Genomic DNA, 25,624 nt, shown 5'->3' on the forward strand with positions numbered 1-25,624 from the left:
GGAGTGCGCCCCAACGCCTCCCAAGAACAAGCCTTCGCGCTCCATCCAGAGGACAGGTTTCAAATGAACAAGGTATTTTCCGGCATTGCCGTCGCGGCGCTGCTGTTTGCGTCTTCCTTCGCTAACGTGTCGGCCAGGGCCGATGACCTCGAGAAGGTCAAGGCGGCGGGCGAATTGAAGATTTCCATGAGCGGGCAGTATCCCCCCTTCAACTTCGTCAACGACCAGAACGAGGTCGTCGGCTTCGACGCCGATATCGGCAAGGCCGTCGCCGAGCGCATCGGCGTCAAGGGCACCATCATCACGACCGCCTGGGACGGCATCATCGCCGGCCTGCTCGCCAACAAATACGACACCGTGGTCGGCTCGATGACGATCACGCCGGAGCGTGAGAAGGTGGTCGATTTCGTCGGCCCCTACTACCACGCCGGCCGTGCGGTTTTCGTCAACCAGGATTCCAAGGTGCAGAGCCTCGACGATCTCAAAGGTAAGACCCTTGGCGTGACGCTCGGCGAAACGCATGAGAAATGGGCGCGCCAACAGGGCGGCTGGGACATCCGCACCTATAAGGGGCTGCCGGAATTGCTGCTTGAGCTGAAGGCGGGCCGCGTCGACGCCATCGTCGTCGACAACATTCCGGTCATGGTCGCCGTCAAGGAGACCGGCGAGAAGGTACGCAAGCTCGACACGCCGGGTATCGAAGGCGGCAGCGTCGCCATCGGCATCGCCATCCGCAAGGACAATCCCGAGCTCAAGGCCGCCATGCAGAAGGCGCTGGACGGCATGATGGCCGATGGTACCTACGAGAAGATATCGATGCACTGGGTAGGCAGCGACATCCGCTAACTTCGCCAGGCTTCGGCGGTCCAGGCCGCCTGAAGCCGAAAGCCACTGCGCCGGGCCATTCCATGGATTTCTCCTTGATGCAGCGCGTCTTCCCGTTCTTCGTGGAAGCCGCCTTGGTGACGCTGGAACTGACAGCGCTGGCCCTGGTTCTGGGGCTGGCCGTGGCAGCACTGGCCGCGACCGCAAGAATGTCGAGATCGGCGGTCCTGCGGGCCATCGGCACGCTCTATGTGAGCCTGTTCCGTGGCACACCGTGCCTGATCCAGCTCTTCGTGCTCTATTTCGGCGGTCCGCAGATCGGCATCAATCTGGATCCGTTCGCGGCCGGCGTGATCGGCCTCGGCCTCAACATCGGCGCCTATATGGCGGAGTCAATCCGAGGCGCGGTGGTGGCGGTCGACCGGGGCCAGACGGAGGCGGCCCGCACAATCGGATTCGGCCGGTTCCAGACCTTGCGCAAGGTCGTGCTGCCGCAAGCCGCCCGGCTGATGATCCGCCCGCTTGGCGTCAACACGGTCGCGCTGTTGAAAGGCTCGGCCCTGGTGTCCACCATCTCGGTCGTGGAATTGACCTACACCGCCCAGCGCTTCATCGGCTCCACCTACAAGCCGTTCGAGATCTTCGGCGTCGCGGCCCTGCTCTACATGGTCATGGTCTATGCCGTCGCCCGTATCGTCGACATGCTCGACAAGCGCTTCGCAATCATCTGAGGGGCGGAAAACAATGCAAGGCCTGGATTTCACCGTCGTCGCGCCCTACTGGGATCTTCTGCTGACCGGCGCCTGGTGGACATCAGTGCTGACGGTCTCGGCTGGAGCGCTTAGCTTCGCCGGCGGCATCTTCTTTGCGGTTGTCGTACTCTACGCGCCGGCAATCCTGGCCTACCCCGTGCGCGCCTTCATGTGGGTGTTCATGGGCACGCCGCTGCTGTTGCAGCTCTTCCTGATCTATTTTGGCCTGGTGCAGGTCGGCATCGACATCCCTGCCCTCGTGGCCGGCATTGTCGGCCTTGGACTGCATTTTGCCGTCTACAATGCCGATGTCATCCGCGCGGGCATCGTGGCCGTCGATGTCGGCCAGACGGAAGGTGCACGCAGCATCGGCTTCGGCAAGTGGCAGACGCTGCGCCATGTCGTGATACCGCAGGCCATCCGCAACACGGCGCCGCCGATCGGCAGCAATTTGATCGCGCTGTTGAAGGAATCCTCCATCGTCTCGGTCATCGGCATTGCCGAGCTGGTTCACTCGGCGCAACTGGCGATCAGCGAAACGTTTCGCCCTTTCGAATTCTACATCACTGCCGCCGCGCTCTACTACATTCTCAACCTCGCGCTCGAAGCGGCCCTGCATAGGTTCGAAAGACATGTGGAGGTTTCCCGATGAGCACGCAGCGGCCGATGGTCGAGGTCCGCGGCGCACGCAAATCGTTTGGCGCCGTCGAGGTCCTCAGAGGTATCGACCTATCGGTCGAACGTGGGCAGATCGTCGCAATCATCGGCCCGAGCGGCTCCGGCAAGAGCACGCTGCTGCGTTCCATCAACCATCTCGAGGGTTTGAACAGCGGTGAGGTCTGGCTGGACGGCCTGCAGGTCAACCAGAAGCTGCATGGCCAGGCGTTCGAAAGGCACATCAACAAGGTGCGCCAGCAGATGGGCATGGTGTTCCAGCACTTTAACCTGTTCCCGCATTTGACCGTGATCGAGAACATCACGATGGGGCCGGTGATCCTGAAAAGCATGCCGAAAGCCGAAGCTCGTGCGCTGGCGCTTGGTCTTTTGTCCAAGGTCGGGCTCTCCGACAAGATCGACGCCTATCCCTCGCGTCTTTCGGGCGGGCAGAAGCAGCGCGTCGCGATTGCCCGCGCGCTGGCCATGCAGCCCAAGGTGATGCTGTTCGACGAGGCCACCTCGGCGCTCGATCCGGAGCTGGTCGACGAGGTCAACGCGGTGATGAAGCAGCTTGCCGCCGAGCACATGACCATGCTCATCGTAACGCACGAAATGCGCTTTGCCGGCGAAGTGGCCGACAGGGTGCTGTTCATGGATGGCGGCGTGGTGGTGGAAGAAGGCCCGCCGGGCGACATCTTCCGCGCCCCGCAAAAAGAACGCACCCGCACCTTCCTCAAGAAATACCTTTCCGCCTGAGTACGACGATGACCAGATTGACCACTGAATTCCCCGATTTCGGACTGACGCCGGAGCAGCGCCGGCACGCAGTGCGCGGCCACTATTATGAGTGGCCGGGCATGGATGGCGAGCGCGGCGAAATCTGGTGCTACAGCGACCGCTTTTCCTACCGCGCCGGCGAGACAGTGACGCTGCATGTCAGTTCGACGGCTCCGTCCTTCAGCATGACGATCGTCCGCGACGGCGGCACCGAGACAAAGGTGTTCGAGAAGTCCGGCATTGCGGCGCGTTGGCAGGAAAGTCCAGACCAGTGCTCGGCCGAAGGCTGCGGCTGGGAAGCCTCGTTCGAATTCAGCGTCGGCAGCGACTGGCCGTCCGGCGCTTACCGGGTGACGCTGACTGCTGAAGGCCGCGACGGCAAGCCGATCCAATCCCATCATCTTTTCATCGTCGCGCCCCTGCCCGGCAAGAAGCCAGGCCGTGTGCTGCAGGTGGCGGCGACAGGCACCTGGCTCGCCTACAACACCTGGGGCGGCTCCAATCACTACCAGGGCATCACCGGGCCGGACCGTAACGAATATTCTCCGATCGTCTCGACGCAGCGCCCCTGGTGCCGCGGCTTCGTCGTGCTGCCCAAGGAGGCGCCGCGTGTGCCATTGGAAGTCGCGGTGCCGCCGAAGACAGTGCCGCGCTATCCACACATGGAATGGGCGCTCGCCACCGGCCATTCGAAGAAATACGCATCGTCGGGCTGGGCGAGCTATGACAGCCACTTCTTCCGCTTCGCCGAACGGGCGGGCTACGCCGTCGATCTCGCCAGCCAGCACGATCTGCATTTCTCGCCCGACATTCTCGATGGCTACGACTGCGCCGTCTTTGTCGGCCATGACGAGTACTGGACCTGGGAAATGCGCGATGCGGTCGACAGCTACGTCGAACGTGGCGGCCATGCGGCGCGCTTCGCCGGCAACTTCATGTGGCAGACGCGGCTGGAGGATGAAGGCCGGCGGCAGGTCTGCTACAAATACCGCGCCCGAGCCGAGGACCCCGCCTATCGCGGCGGCGACGTCACCCGCGCCACCAATTCCTGGGAGGCGCCCGAGATCGGCCGGCCGGGTTCGGCGACCTTCGGGCTCAACGCCACACGCGGCCTCTATGCCGGATGGGGCGGCTGCGCGCCACGCGGCGTGCGCGGCTTTCCCGTGTATCGGCCCGAGCACTGGGCCTTTGCCGGAACCGGCATCTACTATGGCGACCTGCTTGGCGCCGACAGCCATGTCTATGGCTATGAGGTCGACGGGCTGGATTTCGAAATCCGCGGCGGCCTTCCCTACCCGACCGCGACCAGCGGCGCACCGGACGGCTTGCAGGTTCTCGCCGTCGGCATGGCCAGCCAGGTCGAGGAAAGCGCCGATATCCCGATCGAGGATCAGTTTCTCACCGACGAGGATGGTCGCTTCAGCGCCGAGACGCTGTTCGGCGATCGGAGCGACGCCAATCTGGAAAAAGTCAAACGCGGCAACGGCATGATCGTCAATTTCCCGCGCGGCAAGGGCGAGGTCTTCCACGCCGGAAGCTGCGAATGGGTCGCCGGCCTGCTGAGGCAGGACCCGATGGTCGAACGCGTTACCCAAAATGTCCTCGATCGTTATCTCGGAAAGTCCTGACATGTCGAAAGCCCAGACCGCCGCCCCGGACACCGAAGCCCGGCGCCAATCGCATCTGTTCTATCTCTCCAGCCTGCGCCGGCCGCTGATCGACCGTGCCGAGGGCATCTATATGTGGACGCAGGACGGCCGCCGCTTCATCGACGGATCAAGCGGCCCGATGGTCGCCAATATCGGTCATTCCAACCGCAATGTGCTCGACGCCATGAAGCGGCAGATGGACCGCGCCACCTTCGCCTACCGGCTGCATTTCGAGAACGAACCGGCAGAAGAGCTGGCGCGTGAGCTGGCCGGCAAGCTGCCCGAAGGCATGGACCGCATCTTCTTCGTCTCAGGCGGCTCGGAAGCGACCGAATCGTGCATTAAGCTGGCGCGGCAGTGGGCGGTGGCTACCGGCCAAGCCAGCCGCTGGAAGGTGATCACGCGCTTCCCCTCCTATCACGGCGGCACGCTGGGTTCACTGTCGATCACCGGCGACTACGCGCTGGCCGAGACCTTCACGCCAATGATGCGGGTGATGCCGACCGTGCCGGCACCGGCGGCCTGGCGCGACCGCGACAATCTCTCGATGGAACAGCGCGGTCTCCGCTATGCCGACATGCTGGAGGAGAAGATCCTGGCCGAGGAGCCGGAGAGCGTGGTCGCCTTCATCATGGAACCGATCGGCGGCGCGGCGACAGCGGCGCTTGTCGCGCCGGACAGTTATTATGGGCGCATCCGCGAAATCTGCGACCGCTACGGCATCCTGCTCATCCATGACGAAGTGATGAGCGGCGCCGGCCGCACGGGAAAATTCCTCGGCGGCGACCATTGGAACTGCAAGCCGGACATCGTCGCGCTATCAAAAGGCCTGGGATCGGGTTACGCGCCGCTCGGCGCGCTGGCGGCGCCGATGCGGCTGGTGCAGCCGCTGCTCGCCTCCGGCGGCTTCCAGCACGGCCATACCTATGCCGGCAATCCGCTCGCCTGCGCCGCAGGGCTGGCCGTGCTCGGCGAAATGGGCCGCCTCGACCTGATCGCCAATGCCGCCGCCATGGGCGATGTGCTGATGGACGGATTGCGAGAGCTAGCCAAGCGCTTCCCGTTCATCGCCGACGTGCGCGGCAAGGGCCTGCTCACCGGCGCCGAGATGCTTGCCGATCCCGAAACGCTGCGGCCGATCGACCAGAGCAGGAAGGCGACGCAGCGCCTGCTCGACCTCGCCTATGAGCGCGGGCTGATCATCTATGGCCGCAAGGTCAAGGGCGGTGTCGACGGCGACAATTTCATGGTCGCACCACCGATGATCGTCACCAGCGAGCAGGTCGGCGAGATCATCTCCATCATCGGCGACTCGCTCGAAGTTCTGGCTGCCGAACTCGACCTTCCGGTCGAAGGCCGGGGATAAAACAATGGCGCCGAGAAAGGTCATCATCACCTGCGCCGTCACCGGCTCGGTGCATACACCGTCCATGTCGCCTTATCTGCCGGTAACGCCGGACCAGATCGCGGCGGATGCCATCGCCGCGGCCGAGGCCGGCGCCTCGATCCTGCACTTGCATGCCCGCGACCCAAAAAACGGACGGCCTACGGCCGATCCGGACGTGTTCATGCAGTTCCTGCCGCGCATCAAGCAGGCGACGTCGGCGGTGATCAACATCACAACCGGCGGCTCCTCCCTGATGACGCTGGACCAGCGGCTGGCGGCACCTTTGCGGGCCGAGCCCGAAATGTGTTCGCTCAACATGGGCTCGATGAATTTCGCGCTGTTCCCGATGCTCGACAAGCCAAGGGAATGGCAACACGAATGGGAACCGAAGCTGCTGGAAGCCACACGCGACACGATCTTCAAGAATACCTTCGCCGATATGGAGGGCGTTCTCGAGAGACTGGGCAAGGGCTGCGGCACGCGTTTCGAATTCGAGTGCTACGATGTCGGCCATCTCTATTCGCTCGCGCATTTCCGCGACCGTGGGCTGGTGTCGGGGCCGCTGTTCATCCAATTCGTGCTGGGCATTCTTGGCGGCATCGGCGCCGACCCGGACAATCTCATCCACATGAAGCGCATCGCCGACAAGCTGTTCGGCGACAGCTACCAGTTCTCGGTGCTGGCCGCAGGCCGCCACCAGATGCCGCTGATCTCGATCGCCGCGGCGATGGGCGGCAATGTCCGTGTCGGGCTCGAAGACAGTCTCTACGACGGCCGCCAGCTGGCGAAATCCAATGCCGATCAGGTGCGCCGTATCCGTGGCATTCTCAATGGACTGTCGCTGGAGGTTGCCACCCCGGCCGAAGCACGCGACATGCTGGCGCTGAAGGGTGGCGACAGGGTAGCGTTTTAATGCGACTGGCTTGAGATGATAGCGCTCCGTCACACCCCCTTCTGGCCTGCCGGCCATCTCCGAGATCGGATGTGTTTTCCGCCTTTGCTAATTTTCGATGTTGCAGAATGGGCGGCAGCGCCAAAGCTGCCAATGTCCCCCCTTGCGGGGGAGATGTCCGGCAGGACAGAGGGGGGTGCCTTGGCTCCCTGCCTGCCATGACAACCCCGGAAAAAATCCTCCTCCGCCCCGGACGAATCGAAGACGTCGAAACCATCCATGCCGCAATTCTGAAGCTCGGCACCCATATCGGCGCGCCCGAAGAAATCGTCTCAACGCCAGACGATCTCAGGACCTGGGGCTTTGGCGAAAGACCTGCCTTCTCGACCCTGATCGCCGAAGTCGATGGCGAATTCGCCGGACTGTGCCTCTATTTCCCGATCTTCTCGACCTGGATGGGGCGGCCCGGCGTCTATGTGCAGGACCTCTATGTCGAGGACCGGTTTCGCGGTCGCAGGATCGGCGAGCGCCTGCTGCGGCGCGTCGCGACCGAGTGCCGCAAGCAAGGCGGCGCTTATCTCAGATTGTCCGTCGATACCGACAATGAGAGCGCAAAGGCCTTTTATGAAAGGCTGGGCATCGCCTGGTCGAGCTACGAGCAGACGCAGAAGATCATCGGCGACGCTTTCTTCGCCTTTGCCGACGCGCCGGAGGAAAAAGAATGAAAGCCTTCTACGCGCAGGAGCAGAAGCGCCACGACCCCAAGGCTTTCCTTTCCAGCGGCGCCCCGCAGCCCAATCCCGAAAAGCCGGAGCGCGTCGAGAGATTGTTAGCAGGCGCAAAATCGGCCGGCTGCACGATCGAGCGGCCGCGCAATCACGGACTTGGTCCGGTCGCGGCGGTGCACACGCCCGAATATCTCGATTTCCTGGAGCATATCTACACGCGTTGGCAACGCATCGAGGGTGCCTCGGCTGAAGTGATCCCCAACATTCACCCGATCGCGCGCAACGGCTCCTATCCGGCCTCCGCGGTCGGCCAGGCTGGGTACCACATGGCCGACACGGCCTGCCCGATCTCTGGCGAGACCTGGCAAAGTGCGCTGTGGAGCGCCTGGAGCGCGGTCGAGGCGGCGGAAGCGGTGATGGCGGGCGCGCCGGCCACCTATGCGCTTTGCCGCCCCCCCGGTCACCATGCGTTCGCCGACGTCGCCGGCGGCTTCTGCTTCATCAACAATTCGGCCGTCGCAGCACAGGTACTGCGCCGCCAAGCGGCACGGGTTGCGATCCTCGATGTCGATCTGCATCACGGCAACGGCACGCAAGGCATCTTCTATGCGCGGCCCGACGTGCTCACCGTGTCGCTGCATGCCGACCCGGTGCGCTTCTATCCGTTCTTCTGGGGACATGCCGACGAGCGCGGCGAAGGCCCCGGTCTCGGCTATAATTTCAACCTGCCCTTGCCACGCAAATCCGCCGACGCGGCGTTTCTGGAAGCGCTTCAGGTGGCGTTCCAGCGTATCCGCGCCTTCGCGCCCGACGCGCTGGTCGTGGCGCTCGGGCTCGACGCGTTCGAGGGTGATCCGTTCGGCGGGCTTTCGGTGACGACGCCAGGTTTCTCGCGCATCGGCGAAGCCATCGCCAAGCTCGGCCTGCCGACGGCAATCGTCCAGGAAGGCGGCTATCTCTGCGACGAACTCTGTGACAACCTCACCGCTTTCCTGACGGGGTTCGGCACCAAGGCACGCTGACAGGTCGAGCTGCGCCTGAGACCTCCATCGGTCAGAGCGAGAGCGGGAAATTTTCCACGCAATGTTTCGATCGGAAAATCCACCATCGTCTCCATCCCGCTGTTATTCCCAGACAATTCAACTTCCGAGTCGATCAAGGACAGGGATTGCCGACCCGCTGATGAATGGCGTCCACTGCCTTCTGCATCTCTTCAGTCCAGACAACCTCCACTGAAGACAGCGCCATTTCCAGCTGCGAAATGGTCGTGGCACCAATGATGTTCGAGGTGACAAAGGGCCGGCTCGATACATAGGCGTTGGCGAACAGCGCCGGCTCCAGGCCGAAGGAGCGCGCCAGCTCGTTGTATTCAAGCTGCGCCTCGGCGGCATTGGGCGTCTCGTAACGCTGGCCGCGGTTGAAGAGCTGCGAGCGCGACCCCTGCGGGCGCGCACCATGGTCGTATTTGCCCGAGAGATAGCCCTGCGCGAGCGGCGAATAGGCAAGCAGCGAGACCTCTTCGCGATCGCAGACTTCGGCGAGGTTCACCTCGAAGGTCCGGTTGACCAGATTATAGGCGTTCTGGATCGAGGCGACCCGTGGACCAATAGCTTTGTCAGCCTCTGCAATGAAGCGCATGACGCCCCAGGAACTCTCGTTGGACAGGCCGAAATGGCGGATCTTTCCGGCCTTCACCAGGTCATCGAAGACGGCAAGCGTCTCCGCGATCGGCGTTTCTCCGGTCGGCGCCCCGACGGAATCAGCGCGGCGCGCCACGGCCCCGACGCGCGTCGGATTGGCGCCCCAGGGTATGTCCCGCTCCGGCCAGTGGATCTGGTAGAGATCGACATAGTCCGTGCCGAGCCTGGCCAGGGACTTGTCGACGGCATCGAAGATATCGGCGCGCACCAGCTGCGACGGCCTGTCGCCGCGAAACCAGCTGTTTGCGGTGCGACCGACGACCTTGGAGGCGAGTATCACCTTGTCGCGGTTGCCCTTTGCCTTCATCCAGCTGCCGATGATCTTCTCGGTCCGCCCTTGCGTCTCCGCCTTGGGCGGGATCGGGTAGAGCTCGGCAGTGTCGATGAAATTCACCCCGCGCGAAAAGGCCAGGTCCATCTGGGCGTGGCCGTCGGCTTCGGTGTTCTGCTGGCCCCAGGTCATCGAACCGAGGCAGATCTGGGTGACAAGAAGATCGGTCCGACCGAGACGGCGTTTGTGCATGGAAGTGTGCTCCGGCGGGAAAAGCTTGCGCGGCTGCGCGGGGAAGGAATTTTCATCCTACAAGAAAGCAGAGGCGCTCTCCAAGCCTCGGCAAACCGACTTTTGCGTGAACCAGACTGCGCTAGCGGCGAGCCCCTGCCAGGGCGCGCCGCTTGGCCTCGTCGATCAGCATGTTAGCCACCTGCATGCGGATCATGGCGCGCTGGCGCAGGTGCGGCGCGACGCGATCGGGATGGTTCGAAAAGGCGAAGCTGCGGCGCATGCGGCCAAAATCGGCGACAGCCTTAGGCGTGTCCAATCCCAATTCCACGGCAATCGATTCGGGATCGATCGGCGGCAGTTTTTCTTCGGGCCTTGTCTCTTCGCCCGCAAGTGCCAGCTTCGCATGATCGAGCAGGGCCGCGAATTCTGCGGCGAGATCCGCGCCTGCCTCGCGATATTCCGTGGCAAATCCGCTGCCAGAAACCTTGATGCGGCCCGAATGGAGCTCGTCGGCGACGGAAAGATAGTCAAACGGAATCGACGGGCGAGTGGCGGCCTCTTCGCCTCCCCCGTCCTTGTCGGAGGCAACGAAGAGATCATCGAGCAACGAAGCGAAATCCCGCTTGGCGCTGGTAACGATGTCAGCCTCCCCAGTCTCACGGTGTGTCCGAGACATCCACCTTAGGGTCCGCTCGTTAAAAATGCATGCCGCCGATTTTAACAATTGAAGGTTTACGGGGCTGGACCACGCCCGGTCAGTCACAAAAAGCCGGACTGCGGTCGGTGCAGTCCGGAATTCGCCAGAAGCGGCGAGGAAAAACCGGCCATGTGCCAGCAACAGGGATACGATTCGCGATCTGCGAAAGTTTCAGGCGATGCAGGATCATGGCAGAAAATTTTGCTGAGCATGGCAGGCATGCAAATGCTGCACTGCACAATTGTCACGAATCCCCTATACTCGGACGCTGGGAGGTCCAACAGGGGCCTGGATTATGGGGTTCTTCACTGAAATGTTCGCACGGCCACGGCCGCAGGAACATCTGCGTTATCGTGCCGCGCTCGCGCTGCTGCATTCCATGAGCAATGCGGACCGCGCCGACATCGGCATCAAGCCCGCCGATTTCCCGCGCGTCGCCCGCGAAATGTCCGTCCGCTAGTTCGGCCAGCCAGGGATATTCCGGCTCCGGCCGGGCACCCCCTTGAAGGCGTGATCCGTCAACGCGAGCCCAGGAACGTTGCCTTGCCCAGCGGCACACCATTATGGCGAAGAATGTCGTAGGCGGTGGTGAGGTGGAAATAGAAGTTGGGCATGGCCAGATGCAGGAGGTACTGCAGACCGGCCATCGAAACCTCGCGCCCGCCGAGCCTGACCTCGACAATTCGCTCGTCCGAACTTTCCAGATCGGCCGCGGAGAACGTCGCCAGATGGTCAAGCGTCTTGGCGATGCGCGCCTGCAATTCGGCAAAGCTCGCCTCGTTGTCCTCGTATTTGGGAACCTCCCGGCCGGCGAGCCGCGATGGGGCTCCCTTGGCATGGTCGGTGGCGATCTGCACCTGCCTGGTCAACGCGAACATGTCGGGCGCCAGCCGCGCCGTCAAGAACACCTGCGGGTCGATCTTGCGCTCGCCGGCGTTCTGTTCGGCCGTGGACAGCACGCTGGACAGCGCTTTCAACCGGGCCGAAAACACAGCCACCGATACTTCATACATGGATAGGGTCACGCAATTATCTCCCGGGGCAGTTGAAGCGCCGCGAGCGCGAACTAGCGCCTTCCCGGGCGATTCTTCAAGCGATACCCGCAAGGCGTCACCACGTCGCCGCAATCACCGTGGTAGAATCTCCGTTACCGCGTGGAGATTGCCGATGAGACACGCTTTTCTCGCAGCGACTGCCTTGTTCTCCCTTGCCTCGATCGCCCAGTCGGCACCTGCCGACGAGGCGCCCTACGTCGATGACAGGTCGAGCGCCGAGGCAGTTGTCCGCTCGCTCTACAGTGCCATCAACCGGCATGAATTCGCACGTGCCTGGGGTTATTATGGCGATACCAAGCCGGCCAAGGACTTCGACAGCTTCGTCAAGGGCTATGACGGTACCGACAAGGTGGATGTCAGGACCGGCGCCGTATCCAATGAGGGCGCGGCAGGCAGCATCTACTACAGCGTGCCGGTCGCCATCCAGGCAACCGACAAGAAGGGCGAGGCGAAGGTCTTTGCCGGCTGCTACACACTGCGCCAGGTCAATGCCCAGATTCAGGCGCCGCCATTCCAGCCGATCTTCATCGACAGCGGAGCGCTGAAGCCGTCGAGCGCGGATTTCGAGGAGGCTGTGCCGGCTAGCTGTGGCGACGGCCCGCCACCGCCGAAGAGGGATGCAGCGCTGGAGCAGGCCAAGAAGGCTTTCCTGGCCAGCTATAGCGACCAATGCGACAAGGATCTCGCGGCCAAGGAGCCGGAGATTTTTTCCATCAAATACAGGGACAAGGATGCGGCGGCCGGCGATCCCGACAAGGAAACGCGCCTGTTCCATTTTTCCTGCTCGGCGGCCGCCTACAATGAAAGCTCGATCTACTACATGACCGACGAGGCGAACGGTGTCAGGCAATTGCAGTTCACCGAACCGGAGATGGACATCCGCTACGTGAACAACGACAGCGAAGGCATGGTCGAATCCATGCACATCGTCGGCTTCCGGACCACTGGCTGGGCGACCAATTCCAGCTACGACCAGGACGCCCACACGATCACCACCTTCAACAAGTGGCGCGGCGCCGGCGATGCCTCGTCAGCAGGCACCTATCTGTTCCGCAACGGCGATTTTTCGCTCGTCCAGTACGACGTCGACGCCTCCTATGACGGCGAGGAAAACCCGCAGACGGTTGTCGACTACAACACCGCTCCCTGAGCCGTGCGGCGTCCGATCAGGGCGCCTTCGACAGCATCCAGTTCAACGCGCCGCGCCAGTCGACCATGCGGATGGGGGTGCCGTGCGTGCCCGTCTCGAAGCGCACGAAGCGGGTCGGATAGGCTTTCGACTTGGCGATGATGGACCGGAAGAAGGCTTCCTGGTTTGCCACGGGAAAGACCACGTCATGGCTGCCCTGACCGAAGAAAACCGGCACGTGGCGCCTGAAGGCAGGGCTGGAGAAGAAACTCTCGTCCCACAGCGAGCCAAGCAGCAAAAGCCCACCGATTTGCCTGCCCGTGTCCGTGCGGGCGGCAAGCTTCCAGCACAATGCGCCGCCCATCGAGCCGCAGGCGACGACGATCTTCGCGCCCGGCGACTGTTGCGCATAGTGATCGATCAGCGCCGCGACCTGTGCCGCGCCCTTGTCGCCGAAATCGGGGAAGTCAGGGCTGAGATAAAGGCCGCCATTGCCTGCCATCAGGTTTTTGATGCGGTTGAAATTGCCGCCGAAAGTGAAGTCATCGACACCTTGCTTGCGGCTGCCGCCCTGCCCGTGCAGGTAGAGCACGATGACGGAAGCCCCTTGCGTCTTGCCTACGGCGATGTGCCGGACGTCGCCGGCATCGGTTTTCAACAGCAAATCCTGCTGCACCTTGCGCACACCGGTATCGGTATACTGTGCATGCACGCGCTTTTCCGGCACCTCGTCGCGCTGGTTGATGTCGCGCATCTCGCGGTAGTCGATCACCGTGTAGGCGCCGTCTGACGAGAGCGTCGCGGGATAGGCGAACAGATCGTCCTTGAAGGGTTTTAGTTGGAGAGCAGAGGCCTGGGCAGCAGAAAACAGGAAAAATATCGAAATCAGAAAGGCAGAGAGCGTGAGCACCCCCCTCTGGCCTGCCGGCCATCTCCCCCTCAAGGGGGGAGATTGGCAGTTTCGGCGGGGGCGCCCTTCTGCCGGCCGTCGAGATTGGCGAAAGCCGAAATGATGTCCAATCTCCCCCCTTGAGGGGGAGATGGCCGGCAGGCCAGAGGGGGGTAGAAGCGTTGACATTAACGAAATGAAACCGGAAGCCATACCGCAGGCTTGCGTAATTCGGCCCGGGTTTGTCAATCCTGCAGCACGCCGCCGGCGCCTTCCAGCGCCTCGCGAGTGTCGACATCGACGGACGCGCCCTCGCCGATCTCTACATCGACGACGTCAAGTCCTCCGGCCTCGACCAGATGGCGTGCGCCGGTATCACCTTCGAGATGGGCGACAGCCGGGAACAGCGAGCGCGGCAGAAGTACCGGGTTGCCGCGTTTGCCAAGGTGCGAGGCGCGGACGACCAAATTGCCTCCCGCCCCGCGAAACGCATCGATCAGCCGGTCGAGATCGCCGGTCGAGACACCCGGCATGTCTCCGAGAACGATCATCGCACCGGCGGCATCTCCCGGCAGATAGGCCATACCGGCTTTCAGGGAGGTGGAGAGCCCATCGGCAAAATCGGGATTGTCGGCGAAAGTCACGTCCAGGCCCGATAACGCGCCGCGCACCCGCTCACGCTGGTGGCCGGTAACGACGATCGTGCCCGAAGCTTTCGAGGCGAGCGCACGCTCTGCTGTACGGCGGACCAACGGTTGGCCGTCGAAAAGCGCCATAAGTTTGTTCGGCCCGCCCATGCGGCTCGAACGGCCTGCCGCCAAAAGCACGATCCCGACCTTGAGCCGGCTTACGGCCGGCAGCGGTTCGCGCGGCTGCGGACGTGTCGGGATTTCCATCAGCAGGCCGCCGACGCCCATACCGGCGATGTCGATCGCCGTTACGTCGAGGCCGGCGATCAGCCGGTCGAGCACCCAGTCGAAGCCGTTCTCCTTGGGGCTGCGGGCGCAGCCCGGCGCGCCGATGATCTGCTTGCCGGCGAGCCTGCCGAGCACCAGCAGATTGCCGGGGTCGACCGGCATGCCGGCGCGGATGACAGTACCGCCCGCTTCCTCGATCGCGGCCGGAACGACGTCGGCGAAATCGCTCATGGCCGAAGCGCCGAAGATCACCACCATGTCGTTATCGCGCGCCAGCGAGGCGGCCGCCTCGGCAACCGGCGCAACCTCGTGCGGCGTGCGGCGCTCGGCCGTCAGCCGCCCGCCCGAACGCGCCAGCCGTGCCTCGGTGACGCGCAGCGTCTTGTCGAGCACACTCGGCTTGACACCCGGCAAGACGGTCTGGATGACACCGACACGAATGGGCCGATAGGCATTGACGGCAAAGATCTCGCCGCCGGCGCAGATTTCCAGTACGGCATCGACCAGCGCCGACCCGACGGCGAAGGGAATGATCTTCACGGTTGCCACCATCTGGCCCTTTTCGACCGGCGCATGCTGGCCAAGCGTGGCGATGGTGATGGTTGGATCGACGGCATTGATGGCGTCGATCATCGCGCTGTTGACGGTGAAGACGCCAGCGGCTTGGGCATGGAGGTTGACCCGCCCGGTCGCGGCAGGCTTGGCCTCTACGTTGCGGTGGCGCATACCGGTCGCGATCCGTTCGGCGGCGGCGTCTTCGCCCAGATCGCCGGGAGAAAGCACGGCCGCGACGACTTCGCTGATGCCCGCCGCTTTCAGCACCCCGACATCCTCTGCACTCAGCCGATGCGCTTTGCGGAAACGTCGCTCGCCGACCGTCGTCGCGTGCGCAAGCACGGCGCCTTCGGCCTGTTCGATAGGAACCGGGCCGAATTTCACGCTGCGGCTTCCCTGGCTTCAAGGCCGCGCGAGCGAAACGCGTGAATGACCTGCGCCAGCACGGCGACGGCGATCTCGGCGGGGCTGGCCGCGCCGATATCGAGACCGATCGGCGCCTGGATGCGACCGATCTGCTCGGAACTGGCGCCCAGCGCCAACAGGCGCTCGACACGCTTGGCATGGGTTTTCCTGCTGCCGAGTGCCCCGACATAGAAGCACCTGGCGTCGAGCGCCGCCTTCAGCGCGAAATCGTCGATCTTGGGATCGTGGGTGACGGCGGCGACCGCCGTATAGCTGTCGAGTGGCTGTCGTTGCAGCACCTCCTCAGGCCATTCGGCGTGCAACGCGACGTCGGGAAAGCGGTCCGACGTGGCAAAAGCCGTGCGCGGATCGATGATCTCGACTGGATAGCCGGCGATCCTGGCCATCGGCGCCAGCGCCTGGCTGATGTGCACGGCGCCGATCACCACCAGGCGCGGATGCGGCAGATGCGCGTTGAGAAAAAAGGTGCGCCCTTCCGCTTCGACCGAGCCGGAATTCCCGGTGCGGAACGCCTTGCTGATCGCGGCACCGAGATCGCCGGCGACCGGATCGCCTTCGCGCACGATACGGTCGCGGCCGTCACCAAGATCGGTGACCAGGATCGCGGCGCGGCGGGCGCGGCGCTCGGCGTTGAGTGTTTTCAGCGCATAGGGATCCATTGAAGATCAGCCTAGCCTTTCCACATATACTTTGATGCGGCCGCCGCAGGAAAGGCCCACCTGCCAGGCGGTCTCGTCGGCGACGCCGAATTCCAGCATTCTGGGCTTGCCGGTGCCGATGACGTCCATGGCCTCCGTCACCACGGCGCCTTCGACACAGCCGCCCGAAACCGAGCCGTGGAAATTGCCGTCGGCGTCGATGACCAGATGGCTGCCGGCCGGGCGTGGCGCGGAACCCCAGGTCTCGACAACGGTCGCGATGGCGACATCCTTGCCGTCCTTCATCCAGCCTTCCGCGATGATCAGCGGGTCACGGGCCTCGTCGAGATAAATGCTGTCGCTCATCGTTGCTTCTCTCAGGGTCTGTTTTTCCCGGAAATATGTGTCTTCAGCAGCATATGGCTACGCGGCGCGCCTCGCGCCACCCTCCATCCATCGCCGCGGATCGACGGCATATCCAGGCTTCCGGTCCAGCGAAGCGCAGAGATCGGCAAGCGCGTCGAGATTGTGCACGGCACGGAATTCATCGACATGCGGCAGCATCGCCCTGACGCCGCGGGCGCGCGCCTGGAAACCGTCGAAGCGCAGCAAGGGGTTCAGCCAGATCAGCCGCCGGCAGGATTTGTGCAGACGCTCCATTTCCTCCGACAGGCCGTCGACCTCGTCTCGCTCCAGCCCGTCGGTGATCAAAAGCACCACCGCGCCCTGTCCTAGCACGCGCCGCGACCACATCAGGTTGAACTCGGCCAGCGTGTCGCCGATGCGCGTGCCGCCCGACCAGTCCTTGACCGCGGTGGAACAGTCGGCCAGGGCGGCGTCGGGATCGCGATGGCGCATCTGTCGGCTCAGATTGGTGAGCCTGGTGCCGAAAACGAAAGTGTGCACGCGCCGGCGCTTTTCCGTCAGAGCATGCAGGAAATGCAGGAAGATGCGCGTGTACTGGCTCATCGAACCGGAAATGTCGGCAAGCACGACCAACGGCGGATACACTTCGCGGAGCGAGCGGAATTTCGGCAGGATCAGTTCGCCCCCAGTGCGTGCGGCCGAGCGCATCATGGCACGCGGATCGATGCGGCGACCGTGCGAATCGGCCTTGAAACGGCGCGTCCGCACCATATCGAAGGGCAACCGCAGTTCGGCGATCGCTTTCCTGGCGTCGGCCATCTCGGCGGCATTCATCTGAGCGAAATCCTTGGCCCTCAGCACCTCGTTGCCGGAGAAAGTAAAGCGCGCGTCGACCTCGATCTCGGGGATTTCCTGCGCCGGCTGGTTCCTGCTGTGGCCTGCGAACATGGCCTGGCTGACACGGCTTTCGGCCGCGCGTGGCTTCTGCTTCTCCCTGGTATCGGGCGCCACCGGCGAAAGCATCGCCAGCATCTTTTCGATCAGCTCACGCGACTTCCAGAATAGCCGGAAGGCCTCGTCAAAGATGGCATGGTCCTCATGCCGCGACACCAGCACGGCATGCAGCGTCCAGTAGAAATCGTCGCGCGCGCCGATGCCGGTGGCAAGTACCGCCTCGATGGCATCCTTGACCGAGGCCGGACCGACGCGCATGCCTGATTTGCGCAAGACACGGGCGAAATAGACGATGTTGTCGGCGATGTGACCGTCGACAGTCGCCTCCCTGGGTTCCGCGCGAGGCATGGCCATGAGCCCTACTCCGCCGCCGAAAGCTCGGCCTTCACCTCGTCGAGGATACGCCGGCCTTCGCCCTCGCCGATGCGGGCAATGTCGTCCTGGTATTTCAGCAGCACGCCGATCGTGTCGGAGACGGTTTCCGGGTCGAGCGCGACCTTGTCGAGTTCGGTCAACGCGCCGGCCCAGTCGATGGTCTCGGCAACGCCCGGCATCTTGAACAATTCGATCTGGCGGAGCTTCTGAATGAAGGAGACCACCTCGGCCGAAAGCCGGCTGTTCGCCTGCGGCACCTTGCGGCGCACAATCTCCAACTCCCGCTCGGCGCTGGGATAATCGACCCAGTGATAGAGGCAGCGCCGCTTCAGCGCGTCATGGATTTCGCGGGTGCGGTTGGTGGTGATGATGACGATCGGCGGCTCCTCCGCCCTGATCGTGCCGAGTTCGGGCACCGTCACCTGGAAATCGGAAAGGATCTCGAGCAGGAACGCCTCGAACGCCTCGTCGGTACGGTCGAGCTCGTCAATCAGGAAAACCGGGGCGGCGCCGGCCTTGCCGGTCAGCGCATCGAGCACCGGACGGCGTATCAGGTATTTTTCCGAGAAAACGTTGCGCTCCATGTCGGAGCGGTCAACCTTGCCGGCCGCCTCCTCCATGCGGATCTCGATCATCTGCGCGGCATAATTCCACTCATAGACGGCGGACGAGACGTCGAGACCCTCATAGCATTGCAGACGGATCAGCCGGCGGCCGAGCGCCTCTGCCAACACCTTGGCGATCTCGGTTTTGCCGACGCCGGCCTCGCCCTCGAGGAACAGCGGCCGCTTCATGCGCAGCGACAGGAAAAGCACGGTGGCCAACGACCGGTCCGCCACATAGTCCGCGCCGGTCAGGAGATCGAGCGTCTCGTCGATCGTCCGCGGCACGGGGCGCGGTTTTAGCTCGGTCATTCCTTCTCCGTGGACGCCTCTGCCCCGCTTTCCAAAACGTGGTAGCCGCGGGCGTGATAGATCAGCGGCCGCAAATTATCGCCCATGCGCAGGCCTGTCACCTTGCCAAAAAGCACACGATGGGTGGCCAGGTCCTTGGTGTCGATCAGTTCGCAGTCGAACACGGCGAGCGCGCCCTTCAAGGTCGGCGCGCCGGTGGAGATCACATCCCACTCGCCGAGCGCGAAACGTTCCTCGACCGGCAGGCCGATGATGCCGGAAAAGCCGATCGACAGCGGCTCCTGGTGCGAGGCAAGCGTGTTCAAGGCAAACCTGCCGTTTTTCACGAACGGCTCGTTCTTGGGATTTTCACGGTTCAGGCAGACCAAAATGGTCGGCGGCGTATCGGAAACCGAACAGGCGGCGATGACCGTCGCGCCACGCTTGCCGGCCGGCCCGTCGGTGGTCACCACATGGACGTGACCGGCAAAATGGCTCATCGCGTCGCGATAGGCCTGCGGCCCAATGTCGTTCTTCTTCAACACCGGAGATTTTCCATAGCCTGAACCCTATCGCTATATATGGCTAGATATGACAAGCCACAAGCGAAGTGCTTGGCCCATATCCCGAAATTCGCGTGTTGCGCCAAGACCGGGCAGCCTTTAGGTCTTGGCGGGAGTGGCGCCGGGACCATCCGGGCTCGCTTGGAGGAAGTCTTCGACAGGATGCGACCCGGGGCAACGATATCTGCCGCGCTGGCCTGGCTGCTGCTAACCGGCGCCGCCAACGCCCAGACGCTGCTCGTCGGTGTTGCCGCGCCGCTCTCCGGATCCTCGGCGATCCTTGGCAGACAGATCGAGGCGGGCGCCGAGGTGGCGGCCCAGGCGAACGGCATCGAGCTCAAGACCATCGACGATGCCTGCACGGCCGAGGGGGGTGCCACGGCAGCCCGGGAATTCGCGGCCGCCAAGGTCAATGTGGTGGTTGGATTTCTCTGTACGGAAGCGATCGAGGCGGCGATGCCGATCCTGAAGGACGCAGGCATCGCCGTCATCACCGTTGGCGTGCGAACCGAAAGCCTGACTGACCGTCGTCCCAAGACCGGCTGGCCGGTCTACCGGCTCGGACCGAGGGGCGACGAGGAGCGTAGTGCCGTCGCCACCACCCTTACCCGGCTTTGGCAGAACGAACTGTTCGCCGTCATCGATGACGGCACCATCTACGGCCGTGAGATCGCCGAGACGTTGCGGGCGGCGGCCGAACAGGCGGCGCTGAAGCCGGTGTTCGTCGATACGTTCCGGCCGCAACTCGACAACCAGATTGGCCTGATTGGCCGGCTGAAGAAGGCCGGCGCAACCCATGTCTTTGCCGGTGGCGACGGCGACGACATCGCCATCATGGGTCGCGACGCAGCGCAACTCGACGCCGGCATCGTGTTCGCCGGCGGTGAGAACCTGCGCACTCCGCCCGGCGCAGTGCCCTATGCCACGGGAACGCTGATGATCGCTCCCCCGGAATGGGCCGATGTCGCCGATCCCAAGGTGCTGGAAGCGTTCGCCGCGCAAAAGATCGTGCCGGACGGCTACACGCTGCCGGCCTACGCGGCGGTAGAAACCGCCAAGGCGGCGATGGCGGAAGCCGCAAGCTCCGGCAGGCCGCTTGCCGAAGCGCTCACCGGGCATGATTTCACCACGGCGATCGGGCCGGTGCGCTTTGATGCAAAGGGCGACCTCAGCCGGAATCCGTACCGCGTCTTCCGGTTCGATGGCGCCCGCTTCGTACCGCTGGAAAGCAACTGATGTTTCGCACCGGCCCGCGCAACCTGATCACCGATGTCGCCGGTCTCAGCGTCGGCAATGCCTCCGATGCCCGACTGAAATCCGGTGTGACGACCGTCCTTTGCGACGAACCGGCTGTAGCCGGCGTCCAGATCCTGGGCGGTGCGCCGGGTACGCGCGAGACGGACCTGCTCGAACCCCACAATTCGGTTGAGACGGTCCATGCCGTGGTGCTGTCGGGCGGGTCGGCTTTCGGCCTCGACGCAGCGTCCGGCGTACAGGCAGCACTGCGCGAGCGTGGCATCGGCTTCGAGGTCGGCGGCTTTCGCGTGCCGATCGTGCCAGCGGCGATCCTGTTCGACCTGCGCAATGGCGGCGACAAGGACTGGGGCCGCTATCCGCCATACCGCGACCTCGGCTACGAGACGGTGCAGGCCGCCGGTTCGGATTTCCAGATCGGCACGACCGGCGCCGGCACCGGCGCGCTGACCTCCGGTCTCAAGGGCGGGCTTGGCTCGGCTTCGACGCTGCTTGACAATGGCGTCACCATCGGCGCACTGGCGGCGGTCAATCCGATCGGCTCGGTGACCATCAGCCGAAGCCGCCATTTCTGGGCGGCTCCGTTCGAGATCGGCGATGAATTCGGCGGGCTTGGCTATCCCTCGCCAATGCCGGACGACGCCAAAAGCATCCTCTTGAAGTTTCGCGACAAGACGTTCACGGGCAAGGCGGATGCCGGCGGCAACACCACCATCGCCGTTATCGCCACCGATGCCGTTCTCACCAAGGCCGCCGCAAAGCGCCTGGCCATGTCAGCGCATGACGGTTTCGTGCGGGCCATATGGCCGACGCACACGCCGGCCGATGGCGATCTGGTCTTCGCGCTGGCGACCGGCAGGAGCGGTATCCGGCTCGAAGCCGACGCGGCAATCGACCTTTATGCCGCGGCAGGCGCCACGATGGCGCGCGCCATCACGCGCGGCGTTTTCGCCGCGACGCCCGCCGAGGGCGATCTGTTTCCGGTCTGGTCTTCGCGCTGACTTATACGCGATCAGGTGGGGTCGGACTTTTCTTCCTCGAAAGTGACCGCGACGTCGGAATTCGCCGACAGCCAGACCTTCTTTCCCTCGACCTCCGCGACAAGGCTCAGGGGAATGAAATGATGGTGCCCCTTATGCGTGCCCATACCGCTGTCGGACTTGGTCAGCTTGATCCGCTGCCCCTCGACTTTGTCGACCGTGCCGACATGAACGCCATCGGCACCGATCACTTCCATATGCTCACGAATTTTGCTGGTGTCGGTCATGGTGGTTCTCCATTGGGACTGCCGACAATAACAGACGAGGCCGCGATTGGATGCATGGCGCTTGCTTTATCGGGCAGCGCGACGCCGGTATCTTGTCGTGATAGGGAATGGCGATATCGTTGGCCGGCGGAAAACCTCATGCAAAACCTTCTTCTGTTTGCCGTTTGCCTGCTTGCGCAGTTTTGCGCAGTCGTCGCCGCCCGGGCCGGGGATGTCGCCGAGCTTGAAATCCTGGGCTTCACCAAGGACGGCGGCATCTTCGCGTTCGAAGAATATGGCGTGCAGGATGGATCGGGATTTCCCTACGCCAATCGCTATTATATCGACACCAGCAACGACAGCTTTCTCCAGGGAACGCCTATTCGCGTCCGGCTCGACGACGAGAACGCCACGTTGACGGCGGCTCGTATTCAGGCCCGCGAGAAGGGCGAAGCGGTCGTCAGCCAGGCGGAGTTGGCCGCGAACAAGGGCATCACCGCAGGCTTCAACCCGGTAACGGAGATGTCCGCCGACCCGCATCGGATGGCGGTCAATCCGCGTCCGATCTTCTCGCCAGTCGACCAGCCGCTCGAGTTCCGGCTGGACGAGATCGGCATGAACGAGACTAAGGGCTGCGAGAGCCAGGGTGAGATCAATGGCTTTCGGCTGCTGCGCGTCGAGGCGCAAGCCGGCGGTACGACGAAGCTGTTGCACGAGGACAAATCGATCCCCAAGAGCCGGGGTTGCCCGAACGGCTACCGCATCGGAGCCGTGCAGACATTTTCGATGGACAATCCCAGCGCCTATGCGGTGCTGATCGCGGTGCGCCAATATGGCTTCGAAGGCCCGGACTATCGCTGGATCGCGGTGACCGGCCGCCTGTGACACCGCTCGTCCACCCCGCCAGGCGTCATCGCGCCCTGGGCCGCCTCCGCGGCGCCATACCAACGCCGGGCACGGCGCTGCTCGGCGCGCTGCTTTGGGCCGCCACGATGGGCGCCAGCGCGCTCCTCAACCTGTTGCTGGAAAGTTGGGTGACGCCAGATAAAATCCGCACCGTGACGCTGCTGTTTGCAGGCGGCGGCGCTCTGGCCTTTCCTGTTGGCCTGTTCGCGGCACGGCTGGTCTCGCGCGGAAGGAGCTGGGAAGTCGCCTTCGCGGCGGCATTCGTGGGTCTCGCCGCCGCGACGATCGGCCTGACCGCCGGGCTGTATGCCTTGCAATACCGGTCCTACTATGCCGCATGGCATGCACCCACCTTCACCCTCACCTGGGGGCTTCAGTTCGTCTTCACGATGGCGGTGGCGCTCTACCAGTTCGTGGTGCTGGGCATCAGGCTCTATTTCCCGATCGGGTTCCTCGCCTTGTTTGCCGCCAGCCTCTGGTTTGCGCGGCGGCGGCGTTGAGCATTTTGTCCGCCTCTGTTAGGACGCGGGCAAATTTCTCGACACGTCAGGACTGACCGATGATCCCTCGCTACTCCCGGCCGGAAATGGTGGCCATATGGTCGCCCGAAACCCGGTTCCGCATCTGGTTCGAGATCGAGGCTCATGCCTGCGACGCGCTGGCCGAACTCGGCGTCATCCCGAAACAGGCGGCGAGGACCATCTGGGAAAAAGGCAATGCCGCGAAGTTCGACGTCGATGCGATCGACGAGATCGAGCGCGTCACCAAGCACGACGTCATCGCTTTTCTCACCCATCTCGCCGAATTCGTCGGACCCGACGCCCGCTTCATCCATCAGGGCATGACATCCTCGGACGTTCTCGACACGTGTTTCGCGGTGCAGCTCACGCGTGCCAGCGACATGCTGCTGGCCGACATCGACGCGCTGCTTGCGGCGCTGAAACGCCGCGCCTTCGAGCACAAGGATACCGTCACCATCGGCCGCAGCCACGGCATCCATGCCGAGCCGACCACCTTCGGCGTCAAGCTGGCGCAAGCCTATGCCGAATTTTCGCGCTGCCGCGAGCGGCTCGTGCATGCTCGCGAGGACATAGCCACCTGCGCCATTTCGGGAGCGGTCGGCACCTTCGCCAATATCGAGCCTTATGTCGAAGAGCATGTCGCGGCAAAGCTCGGGTTGAAGCCGGAGCCGGTATCGACGCAGGTGATCCCGCGCGACCGCCATGCCATGTTCTTTGCCACGCTCGGCGTCATCGCATCGTCGGTGGAGCGGCTGGCGATCGAGATCCGGCATCTGCAGCGCACCGAGGTGCTGGAAGCCGAAGAGTATTTTTCGCCTGGCCAGAAAGGTTCGTCGGCGATGCCGCACAAGCGCAACCCGGTGTTGACCGAGAACCTAACCGGCCTTGCCCGCATGGTGCGCTCCTTCGCGCTGCCGGCGATGGAGAATGTGGCGCTCTGGCACGAGCGCGACATTTCGCATTCCTCCGTCGAGCGCATGATCGGGCCGGATGCGACGGTGACGCTGGATTTCGCGCTGGCGCGGCTGACCAGCGTCATCGACAAACTGCTCGTCTATCCCGACAACATGCTGAAGAACATGAACAAGTTCCGCGGCCTGGTGCATTCACAGCGCGTGCTGCTGGCATTGACGCAAGCCGGCGTCTCCCGTGAGGATGCCTACCGGCTGGTGCAGCGCAATGCCATGAAGGTGTGGGAGCAAGGCGCTGATTTTCTTGAAGAACTACTGGCCGACAATGACGTCACCGCCGTCTTGCCGGAAGCCGAGATCCGCGAGAAATTCGACCTGGGCTACCACACCAAGCATGTCGACACGATCTTCCGGCGGGTGTTCGGAGAGGCCTGAGGGGCTTTCCTTCTCCCCGTCGCTACGAGGAGAAGGTACCGCAGGACGTAACTGCCGATCACGCTTTGCCGGGAACGGTCCTGATCACCGTGCCCCACGGATCTTCGCGGGTCGTTTCACTGGCCACGTTGTCGGACCGCATCTCGACCCAGGCAAGGCCTGACCGGGTCGGATCGCGGCGGCCGGCGCCGGCGCTCTGCCACGCATTGGCGCCGATATGATGATGGTAGTGGCCTGACGACAGGAACACAGCCTGGCCGCCATACTTCGCCACCGTGTCGAAGCCGAATTCCTGGTTCCACCAGGCTTCCGCCTCTTCCGGCCGGCCGACGCGCAGGTGGACGTGGCCGACAATGCTGTTTTCAGGCGCTCCCTGCCAGCCCGCGTCGCCCGCCGGCACTTCGGCGACGACCGAAGGAATGTTCAGCCGTTCGGTCGCCATCGCGATCTTGTCGCCGTTCCACGTCCAGTCCTGCGGACGGCGATCGGCATAGATCTCGATCCCGTTGCCCTCGGGATCGGTGAGGTACAGCGCTTCGCTGACCAGATGGTCCGAAGCGCCCTCTATGGCGATCTTGTCTGATATGGCGTGGTTGATCCAGCGGCCGAGATCGGCACGGCTGGGCAGCAGGAAAGCCGTGTGGAACAGGCCGGCGCTGCGCGGATCGTCAGGCTTGGCCGAGGCGTCCGGCTCCAGCACCAACAGCGGACGGTTGGCGGCGCCCAGGGTGATCGCGCCATCGGCGCGGCTCAATTCCTGCAAGCCGACAACAGCGCGATAGTAGGCCGCTAGGCTTTCGGCGTCGCGCGCCTTCAGCCCGACCCGGGCAACGCTCACCGGCGTGGTGGCGGCAAAGGGCAGTTCGCTCATGATTGTCTCCGTTGCGGCGACGCTTTGGCATAAACCCCGAGGTCAGGAGCCCGGCGCCGGCGATCATTGTACATCGTGTCAGCACCAAATGCGGTCCTTCACGGCTGTTTCTTTCCAGAGGACAAATCGGCGATCGTGATCGTTCACACAA

The 25,624-nt window shown here is 63.6% G+C and carries 28 protein-coding genes; 16 read left to right on the top strand and 12 right to left on the bottom strand.

The features are described 5' to 3' along the window. Positions 1-63 precede the first annotated feature (63 nt). From LB547_RS05045 to LB547_RS05085, 9 genes are all read left to right on the top strand, one after another. A complete protein-coding gene (locus tag LB547_RS05045) occupies positions 64-846 on the top strand; it encodes an ABC transporter substrate-binding protein (RefSeq protein WP_140650685.1) in 783 nt (260 codons plus the stop codon). Positions 847-908: 62 nt separating this feature from the next. Beyond that, positions 909-1,556 (top strand): amino acid ABC transporter permease, encoded by a 648-nt coding sequence (locus LB547_RS05050; RefSeq protein WP_140517677.1) that lies wholly within the window; start codon positions 909-911, stop codon positions 1,554-1,556. Positions 1,557-1,569: 13 nt separating this feature from the next. After that, complete coding sequence (locus LB547_RS05055) at positions 1,570-2,229, top strand: amino acid ABC transporter permease (protein WP_140650691.1); 660 nt, start codon at positions 1,570-1,572, stop codon at positions 2,227-2,229. Next, positions 2,226-2,990, top strand: coding sequence for an amino acid ABC transporter ATP-binding protein (locus LB547_RS05060; RefSeq protein WP_140493771.1), 765 nt, complete (start codon positions 2,226-2,228; stop codon positions 2,988-2,990). The genes LB547_RS05055 and LB547_RS05060 overlap by 4 nt, the downstream gene beginning before the upstream one ends. A gap of 8 nt (positions 2,991-2,998) precedes the next feature. Continuing rightward, positions 2,999-4,639, top strand: a complete 1,641-nt coding sequence (locus LB547_RS05065; protein WP_140493773.1) for a N,N-dimethylformamidase beta subunit family domain-containing protein — start codon at positions 2,999-3,001, stop codon at positions 4,637-4,639. Position 4,640: 1 nt separating this feature from the next. Next, positions 4,641-6,026 carry an aspartate aminotransferase family protein gene (locus tag LB547_RS05070; protein ID WP_140517680.1) on the top strand — a complete coding sequence of 462 codons (1,386 nt, stop codon included), beginning with the start codon at positions 4,641-4,643 and terminating at the stop codon, positions 6,024-6,026. Positions 6,027-6,030: 4 nt separating this feature from the next. Then, entirely contained in the window at positions 6,031-6,960 is a 930-nt protein-coding gene (locus LB547_RS05075; RefSeq protein ID WP_140762364.1) for a 3-keto-5-aminohexanoate cleavage protein, read from the top strand. Positions 6,961-7,157: 197 nt separating this feature from the next. Continuing rightward, positions 7,158-7,664 carry a GNAT family N-acetyltransferase gene (locus tag LB547_RS05080; protein ID WP_140762367.1) on the top strand — a complete coding sequence of 169 codons (507 nt, stop codon included), beginning with the start codon at positions 7,158-7,160 and terminating at the stop codon, positions 7,662-7,664. Next, positions 7,661-8,689 (top strand): histone deacetylase family protein, encoded by a 1,029-nt coding sequence (locus LB547_RS05085; protein WP_140560994.1) that lies wholly within the window; start codon positions 7,661-7,663, stop codon positions 8,687-8,689. Before LB547_RS05080 ends, LB547_RS05085 begins: the two co-directional genes overlap by 4 nt. Positions 8,690-8,822: 133 nt before the next feature. Here LB547_RS05085 and LB547_RS05090 read toward each other — a convergent pair whose 3' ends face one another. Both LB547_RS05090 and LB547_RS05095 read right to left on the bottom strand, forming a co-directional pair. After that, positions 8,823-9,890, bottom strand: coding sequence for an aldo/keto reductase (locus LB547_RS05090; RefSeq protein WP_140517684.1), 1,068 nt, complete (start codon positions 9,888-9,890; stop codon positions 8,823-8,825). Between the two features lie 121 nt (positions 9,891-10,011). Further along, positions 10,012-10,479 (bottom strand): hypothetical protein, encoded by a 468-nt coding sequence (locus LB547_RS05095; protein ID WP_140494990.1) that lies wholly within the window; start codon positions 10,477-10,479, stop codon positions 10,012-10,014. Positions 10,480-10,864: 385 nt separating this feature from the next. Here LB547_RS05095 and LB547_RS05100 point away from each other — a divergent pair, with 385 nt between their 5' ends. Then, positions 10,865-11,029, top strand: a complete 165-nt coding sequence (locus LB547_RS05100; protein WP_140564678.1) for a hypothetical protein — start codon at positions 10,865-10,867, stop codon at positions 11,027-11,029. A gap of 58 nt (positions 11,030-11,087) precedes the next feature. On the opposite strand, the gene LB547_RS05105 is transcribed toward LB547_RS05100, so the two are convergent. Next, complete coding sequence (locus LB547_RS05105; RefSeq protein WP_140656037.1) at positions 11,088-11,594, bottom strand: DUF1993 family protein; 507 nt, start codon at positions 11,592-11,594, stop codon at positions 11,088-11,090. A gap of 142 nt (positions 11,595-11,736) precedes the next feature. Between LB547_RS05105 and LB547_RS05110 the strand changes: the two genes are divergently transcribed. Next, positions 11,737-12,774: a DUF1176 domain-containing protein gene (locus LB547_RS05110; protein WP_140656039.1), complete on the top strand. Its 1,038-nt coding sequence runs from the start codon at positions 11,737-11,739 to the stop codon at positions 12,772-12,774. Positions 12,775-12,790: 16 nt separating this feature from the next. On the opposite strand, the gene LB547_RS05115 is transcribed toward LB547_RS05110, so the two are convergent. The 7 genes from LB547_RS05115 to LB547_RS05145 all read right to left on the bottom strand — a co-directional run bounded on the left by LB547_RS05115 (position 12,791) and on the right by LB547_RS05145 (position 19,311). Beyond that, complete coding sequence (locus LB547_RS05115) at positions 12,791-13,633, bottom strand: alpha/beta hydrolase family protein (RefSeq protein WP_140564733.1); 843 nt, start codon at positions 13,631-13,633, stop codon at positions 12,791-12,793. Positions 13,634-13,887: 254 nt separating this feature from the next. Continuing rightward, positions 13,888-15,498, bottom strand: coding sequence for an NTP transferase domain-containing protein (locus tag LB547_RS05120; RefSeq protein ID WP_140762370.1), 1,611 nt, complete (start codon positions 15,496-15,498; stop codon positions 13,888-13,890). Beyond that, positions 15,495-16,199 carry an XdhC family protein gene (locus LB547_RS05125; RefSeq protein ID WP_140560992.1) on the bottom strand — a complete coding sequence of 235 codons (705 nt, stop codon included), beginning with the start codon at positions 16,197-16,199 and terminating at the stop codon, positions 15,495-15,497. Before LB547_RS05125 ends, LB547_RS05120 begins: the two co-directional genes overlap by 4 nt. 6 nt (positions 16,200-16,205) lie before the next feature. Continuing rightward, the gene (locus LB547_RS05130) at positions 16,206-16,544 is read right to left on the bottom strand and encodes an XdhC family protein (protein ID WP_140548880.1); all 339 of its coding nucleotides are present in this window, start codon (positions 16,542-16,544) and stop codon (positions 16,206-16,208) included. A 57-nt stretch (positions 16,545-16,601) separates the two neighbouring features. Then, entirely contained in the window at positions 16,602-17,846 is a 1,245-nt protein-coding gene (locus LB547_RS05135) for a vWA domain-containing protein (RefSeq protein ID WP_140762417.1), read from the bottom strand. Positions 17,847-17,857: 11 nt separating this feature from the next. After that, entirely contained in the window at positions 17,858-18,787 is a 930-nt protein-coding gene (locus LB547_RS05140) for an AAA family ATPase (RefSeq protein WP_140493800.1), read from the bottom strand. After that, the gene (locus LB547_RS05145) at positions 18,784-19,311 is read right to left on the bottom strand and encodes a flavin reductase (protein ID WP_140762373.1); all 528 of its coding nucleotides are present in this window, start codon (positions 19,309-19,311) and stop codon (positions 18,784-18,786) included. The genes LB547_RS05140 and LB547_RS05145 overlap by 4 nt, the downstream gene beginning before the upstream one ends. A gap of 180 nt (positions 19,312-19,491) precedes the next feature. On the opposite strand from LB547_RS05145, the gene LB547_RS05150 reads away from it, so the two are divergent. Continuing rightward, positions 19,492-20,565 (top strand): branched-chain amino acid ABC transporter substrate-binding protein, encoded by a 1,074-nt coding sequence (locus LB547_RS05150; RefSeq protein WP_140762376.1) that lies wholly within the window; start codon positions 19,492-19,494, stop codon positions 20,563-20,565. After that, positions 20,565-21,584: a P1 family peptidase gene (locus tag LB547_RS05155; RefSeq protein WP_140762379.1), complete on the top strand. Its 1,020-nt coding sequence runs from the start codon at positions 20,565-20,567 to the stop codon at positions 21,582-21,584. Before LB547_RS05150 ends, LB547_RS05155 begins: the two co-directional genes overlap by 1 nt. A gap of 11 nt (positions 21,585-21,595) precedes the next feature. Here LB547_RS05155 and LB547_RS05160 read toward each other — a convergent pair whose 3' ends face one another. Next, positions 21,596-21,850, bottom strand: coding sequence for a DUF2171 domain-containing protein (locus tag LB547_RS05160; RefSeq protein ID WP_140493808.1), 255 nt, complete (start codon positions 21,848-21,850; stop codon positions 21,596-21,598). Positions 21,851-21,988: 138 nt separating this feature from the next. Here LB547_RS05160 and LB547_RS05165 point away from each other — a divergent pair, with 138 nt between their 5' ends. From LB547_RS05165 to purB, 3 genes are read left to right on the top strand one after another with little or no spacing between them, the layout of a single operon-like run. Then, positions 21,989-22,714 (top strand): DUF2259 domain-containing protein, encoded by a 726-nt coding sequence (locus LB547_RS05165; protein ID WP_140493810.1) that lies wholly within the window; start codon positions 21,989-21,991, stop codon positions 22,712-22,714. Then, a complete protein-coding gene (locus LB547_RS05170; protein WP_224519150.1) occupies positions 22,711-23,235 on the top strand; it encodes a hypothetical protein in 525 nt (174 codons plus the stop codon). The genes LB547_RS05165 and LB547_RS05170 overlap by 4 nt, the downstream gene beginning before the upstream one ends. Positions 23,236-23,294: 59 nt before the next feature. Next, positions 23,295-24,602, top strand: a complete 1,308-nt coding sequence (gene purB, locus LB547_RS05175; protein WP_140762381.1) for an adenylosuccinate lyase — start codon at positions 23,295-23,297, stop codon at positions 24,600-24,602. Positions 24,603-24,660: 58 nt separating this feature from the next. On the opposite strand, the gene LB547_RS05180 is transcribed toward purB, so the two are convergent. Beyond that, a complete protein-coding gene (locus tag LB547_RS05180) occupies positions 24,661-25,473 on the bottom strand; it encodes a VOC family protein (RefSeq protein WP_140493814.1) in 813 nt (270 codons plus the stop codon). Between the last annotated feature and the right edge of the window lie 151 nt (positions 25,474-25,624).

The organism is Mesorhizobium sp. B264B1B (assembly GCF_020165765.1).
Lineage (GTDB): Bacteria > Pseudomonadota > Alphaproteobacteria > Rhizobiales > Rhizobiaceae > Mesorhizobium.

Bases quoted from the DNA above. Each gene is read 5' to 3' on its own strand.
- LB547_RS05075 (WP_140762364.1), top strand. From the start codon at position 6,031: ATGGCGCCGAGAAAGGTCATCATCACCTGCGCCGTCACCGGCTCGGTG.
- LB547_RS05135 (WP_140762417.1), bottom strand. From the start codon at position 17,846: ATGCCTCGCGCGGAACCCAGGGAGGCGACTGTCGACGGTCACATCGCC.
- LB547_RS05060 (WP_140493771.1), top strand. From the start codon at position 2,226: ATGAGCACGCAGCGGCCGATGGTCGAGGTCCGCGGCGCACGCAAATCG.
- LB547_RS05140 (WP_140493800.1), bottom strand. From the start codon at position 18,787: ATGACCGAGCTAAAACCGCGCCCCGTGCCGCGGACGATCGACGAGACG.
- LB547_RS05070 (WP_140517680.1), top strand. From the start codon at position 4,641: ATGTCGAAAGCCCAGACCGCCGCCCCGGACACCGAAGCCCGGCGCCAA.
- LB547_RS05100 (WP_140564678.1), top strand. From the start codon at position 10,865: ATGGGGTTCTTCACTGAAATGTTCGCACGGCCACGGCCGCAGGAACAT.
- LB547_RS05155 (WP_140762379.1), top strand. From the start codon at position 20,565: ATGTTTCGCACCGGCCCGCGCAACCTGATCACCGATGTCGCCGGTCTC.
- LB547_RS05165 (WP_140493810.1), top strand. From the start codon at position 21,989: ATGCAAAACCTTCTTCTGTTTGCCGTTTGCCTGCTTGCGCAGTTTTGC.
- LB547_RS05055 (WP_140650691.1), top strand. From the start codon at position 1,570: ATGCAAGGCCTGGATTTCACCGTCGTCGCGCCCTACTGGGATCTTCTG.
- LB547_RS05080 (WP_140762367.1), top strand. From the start codon at position 7,158: ATGACAACCCCGGAAAAAATCCTCCTCCGCCCCGGACGAATCGAAGAC.
- LB547_RS05125 (WP_140560992.1), bottom strand. From the start codon at position 16,199: ATGGATCCCTATGCGCTGAAAACACTCAACGCCGAGCGCCGCGCCCGC.
- LB547_RS05150 (WP_140762376.1), top strand. From the start codon at position 19,492: ATGCGACCCGGGGCAACGATATCTGCCGCGCTGGCCTGGCTGCTGCTA.
- LB547_RS05090 (WP_140517684.1), bottom strand. From the start codon at position 9,890: ATGCACAAACGCCGTCTCGGTCGGACCGATCTTCTTGTCACCCAGATC.
- LB547_RS05180 (WP_140493814.1), bottom strand. From the start codon at position 25,473: ATGAGCGAACTGCCCTTTGCCGCCACCACGCCGGTGAGCGTTGCCCGG.
- LB547_RS05085 (WP_140560994.1), top strand. From the start codon at position 7,661: ATGAAAGCCTTCTACGCGCAGGAGCAGAAGCGCCACGACCCCAAGGCT.
- LB547_RS05110 (WP_140656039.1), top strand. From the start codon at position 11,737: ATGAGACACGCTTTTCTCGCAGCGACTGCCTTGTTCTCCCTTGCCTCG.
- LB547_RS05045 (WP_140650685.1), top strand. From the start codon at position 64: ATGAACAAGGTATTTTCCGGCATTGCCGTCGCGGCGCTGCTGTTTGCG.
- LB547_RS05160 (WP_140493808.1), bottom strand. From the start codon at position 21,850: ATGACCGACACCAGCAAAATTCGTGAGCATATGGAAGTGATCGGTGCC.
- purB (WP_140762381.1), top strand. From the start codon at position 23,295: ATGATCCCTCGCTACTCCCGGCCGGAAATGGTGGCCATATGGTCGCCC.
- LB547_RS05130 (WP_140548880.1), bottom strand. From the start codon at position 16,544: ATGAGCGACAGCATTTATCTCGACGAGGCCCGTGACCCGCTGATCATC.
- LB547_RS05065 (WP_140493773.1), top strand. From the start codon at position 2,999: ATGACCAGATTGACCACTGAATTCCCCGATTTCGGACTGACGCCGGAG.
- LB547_RS05050 (WP_140517677.1), top strand. From the start codon at position 909: ATGGATTTCTCCTTGATGCAGCGCGTCTTCCCGTTCTTCGTGGAAGCC.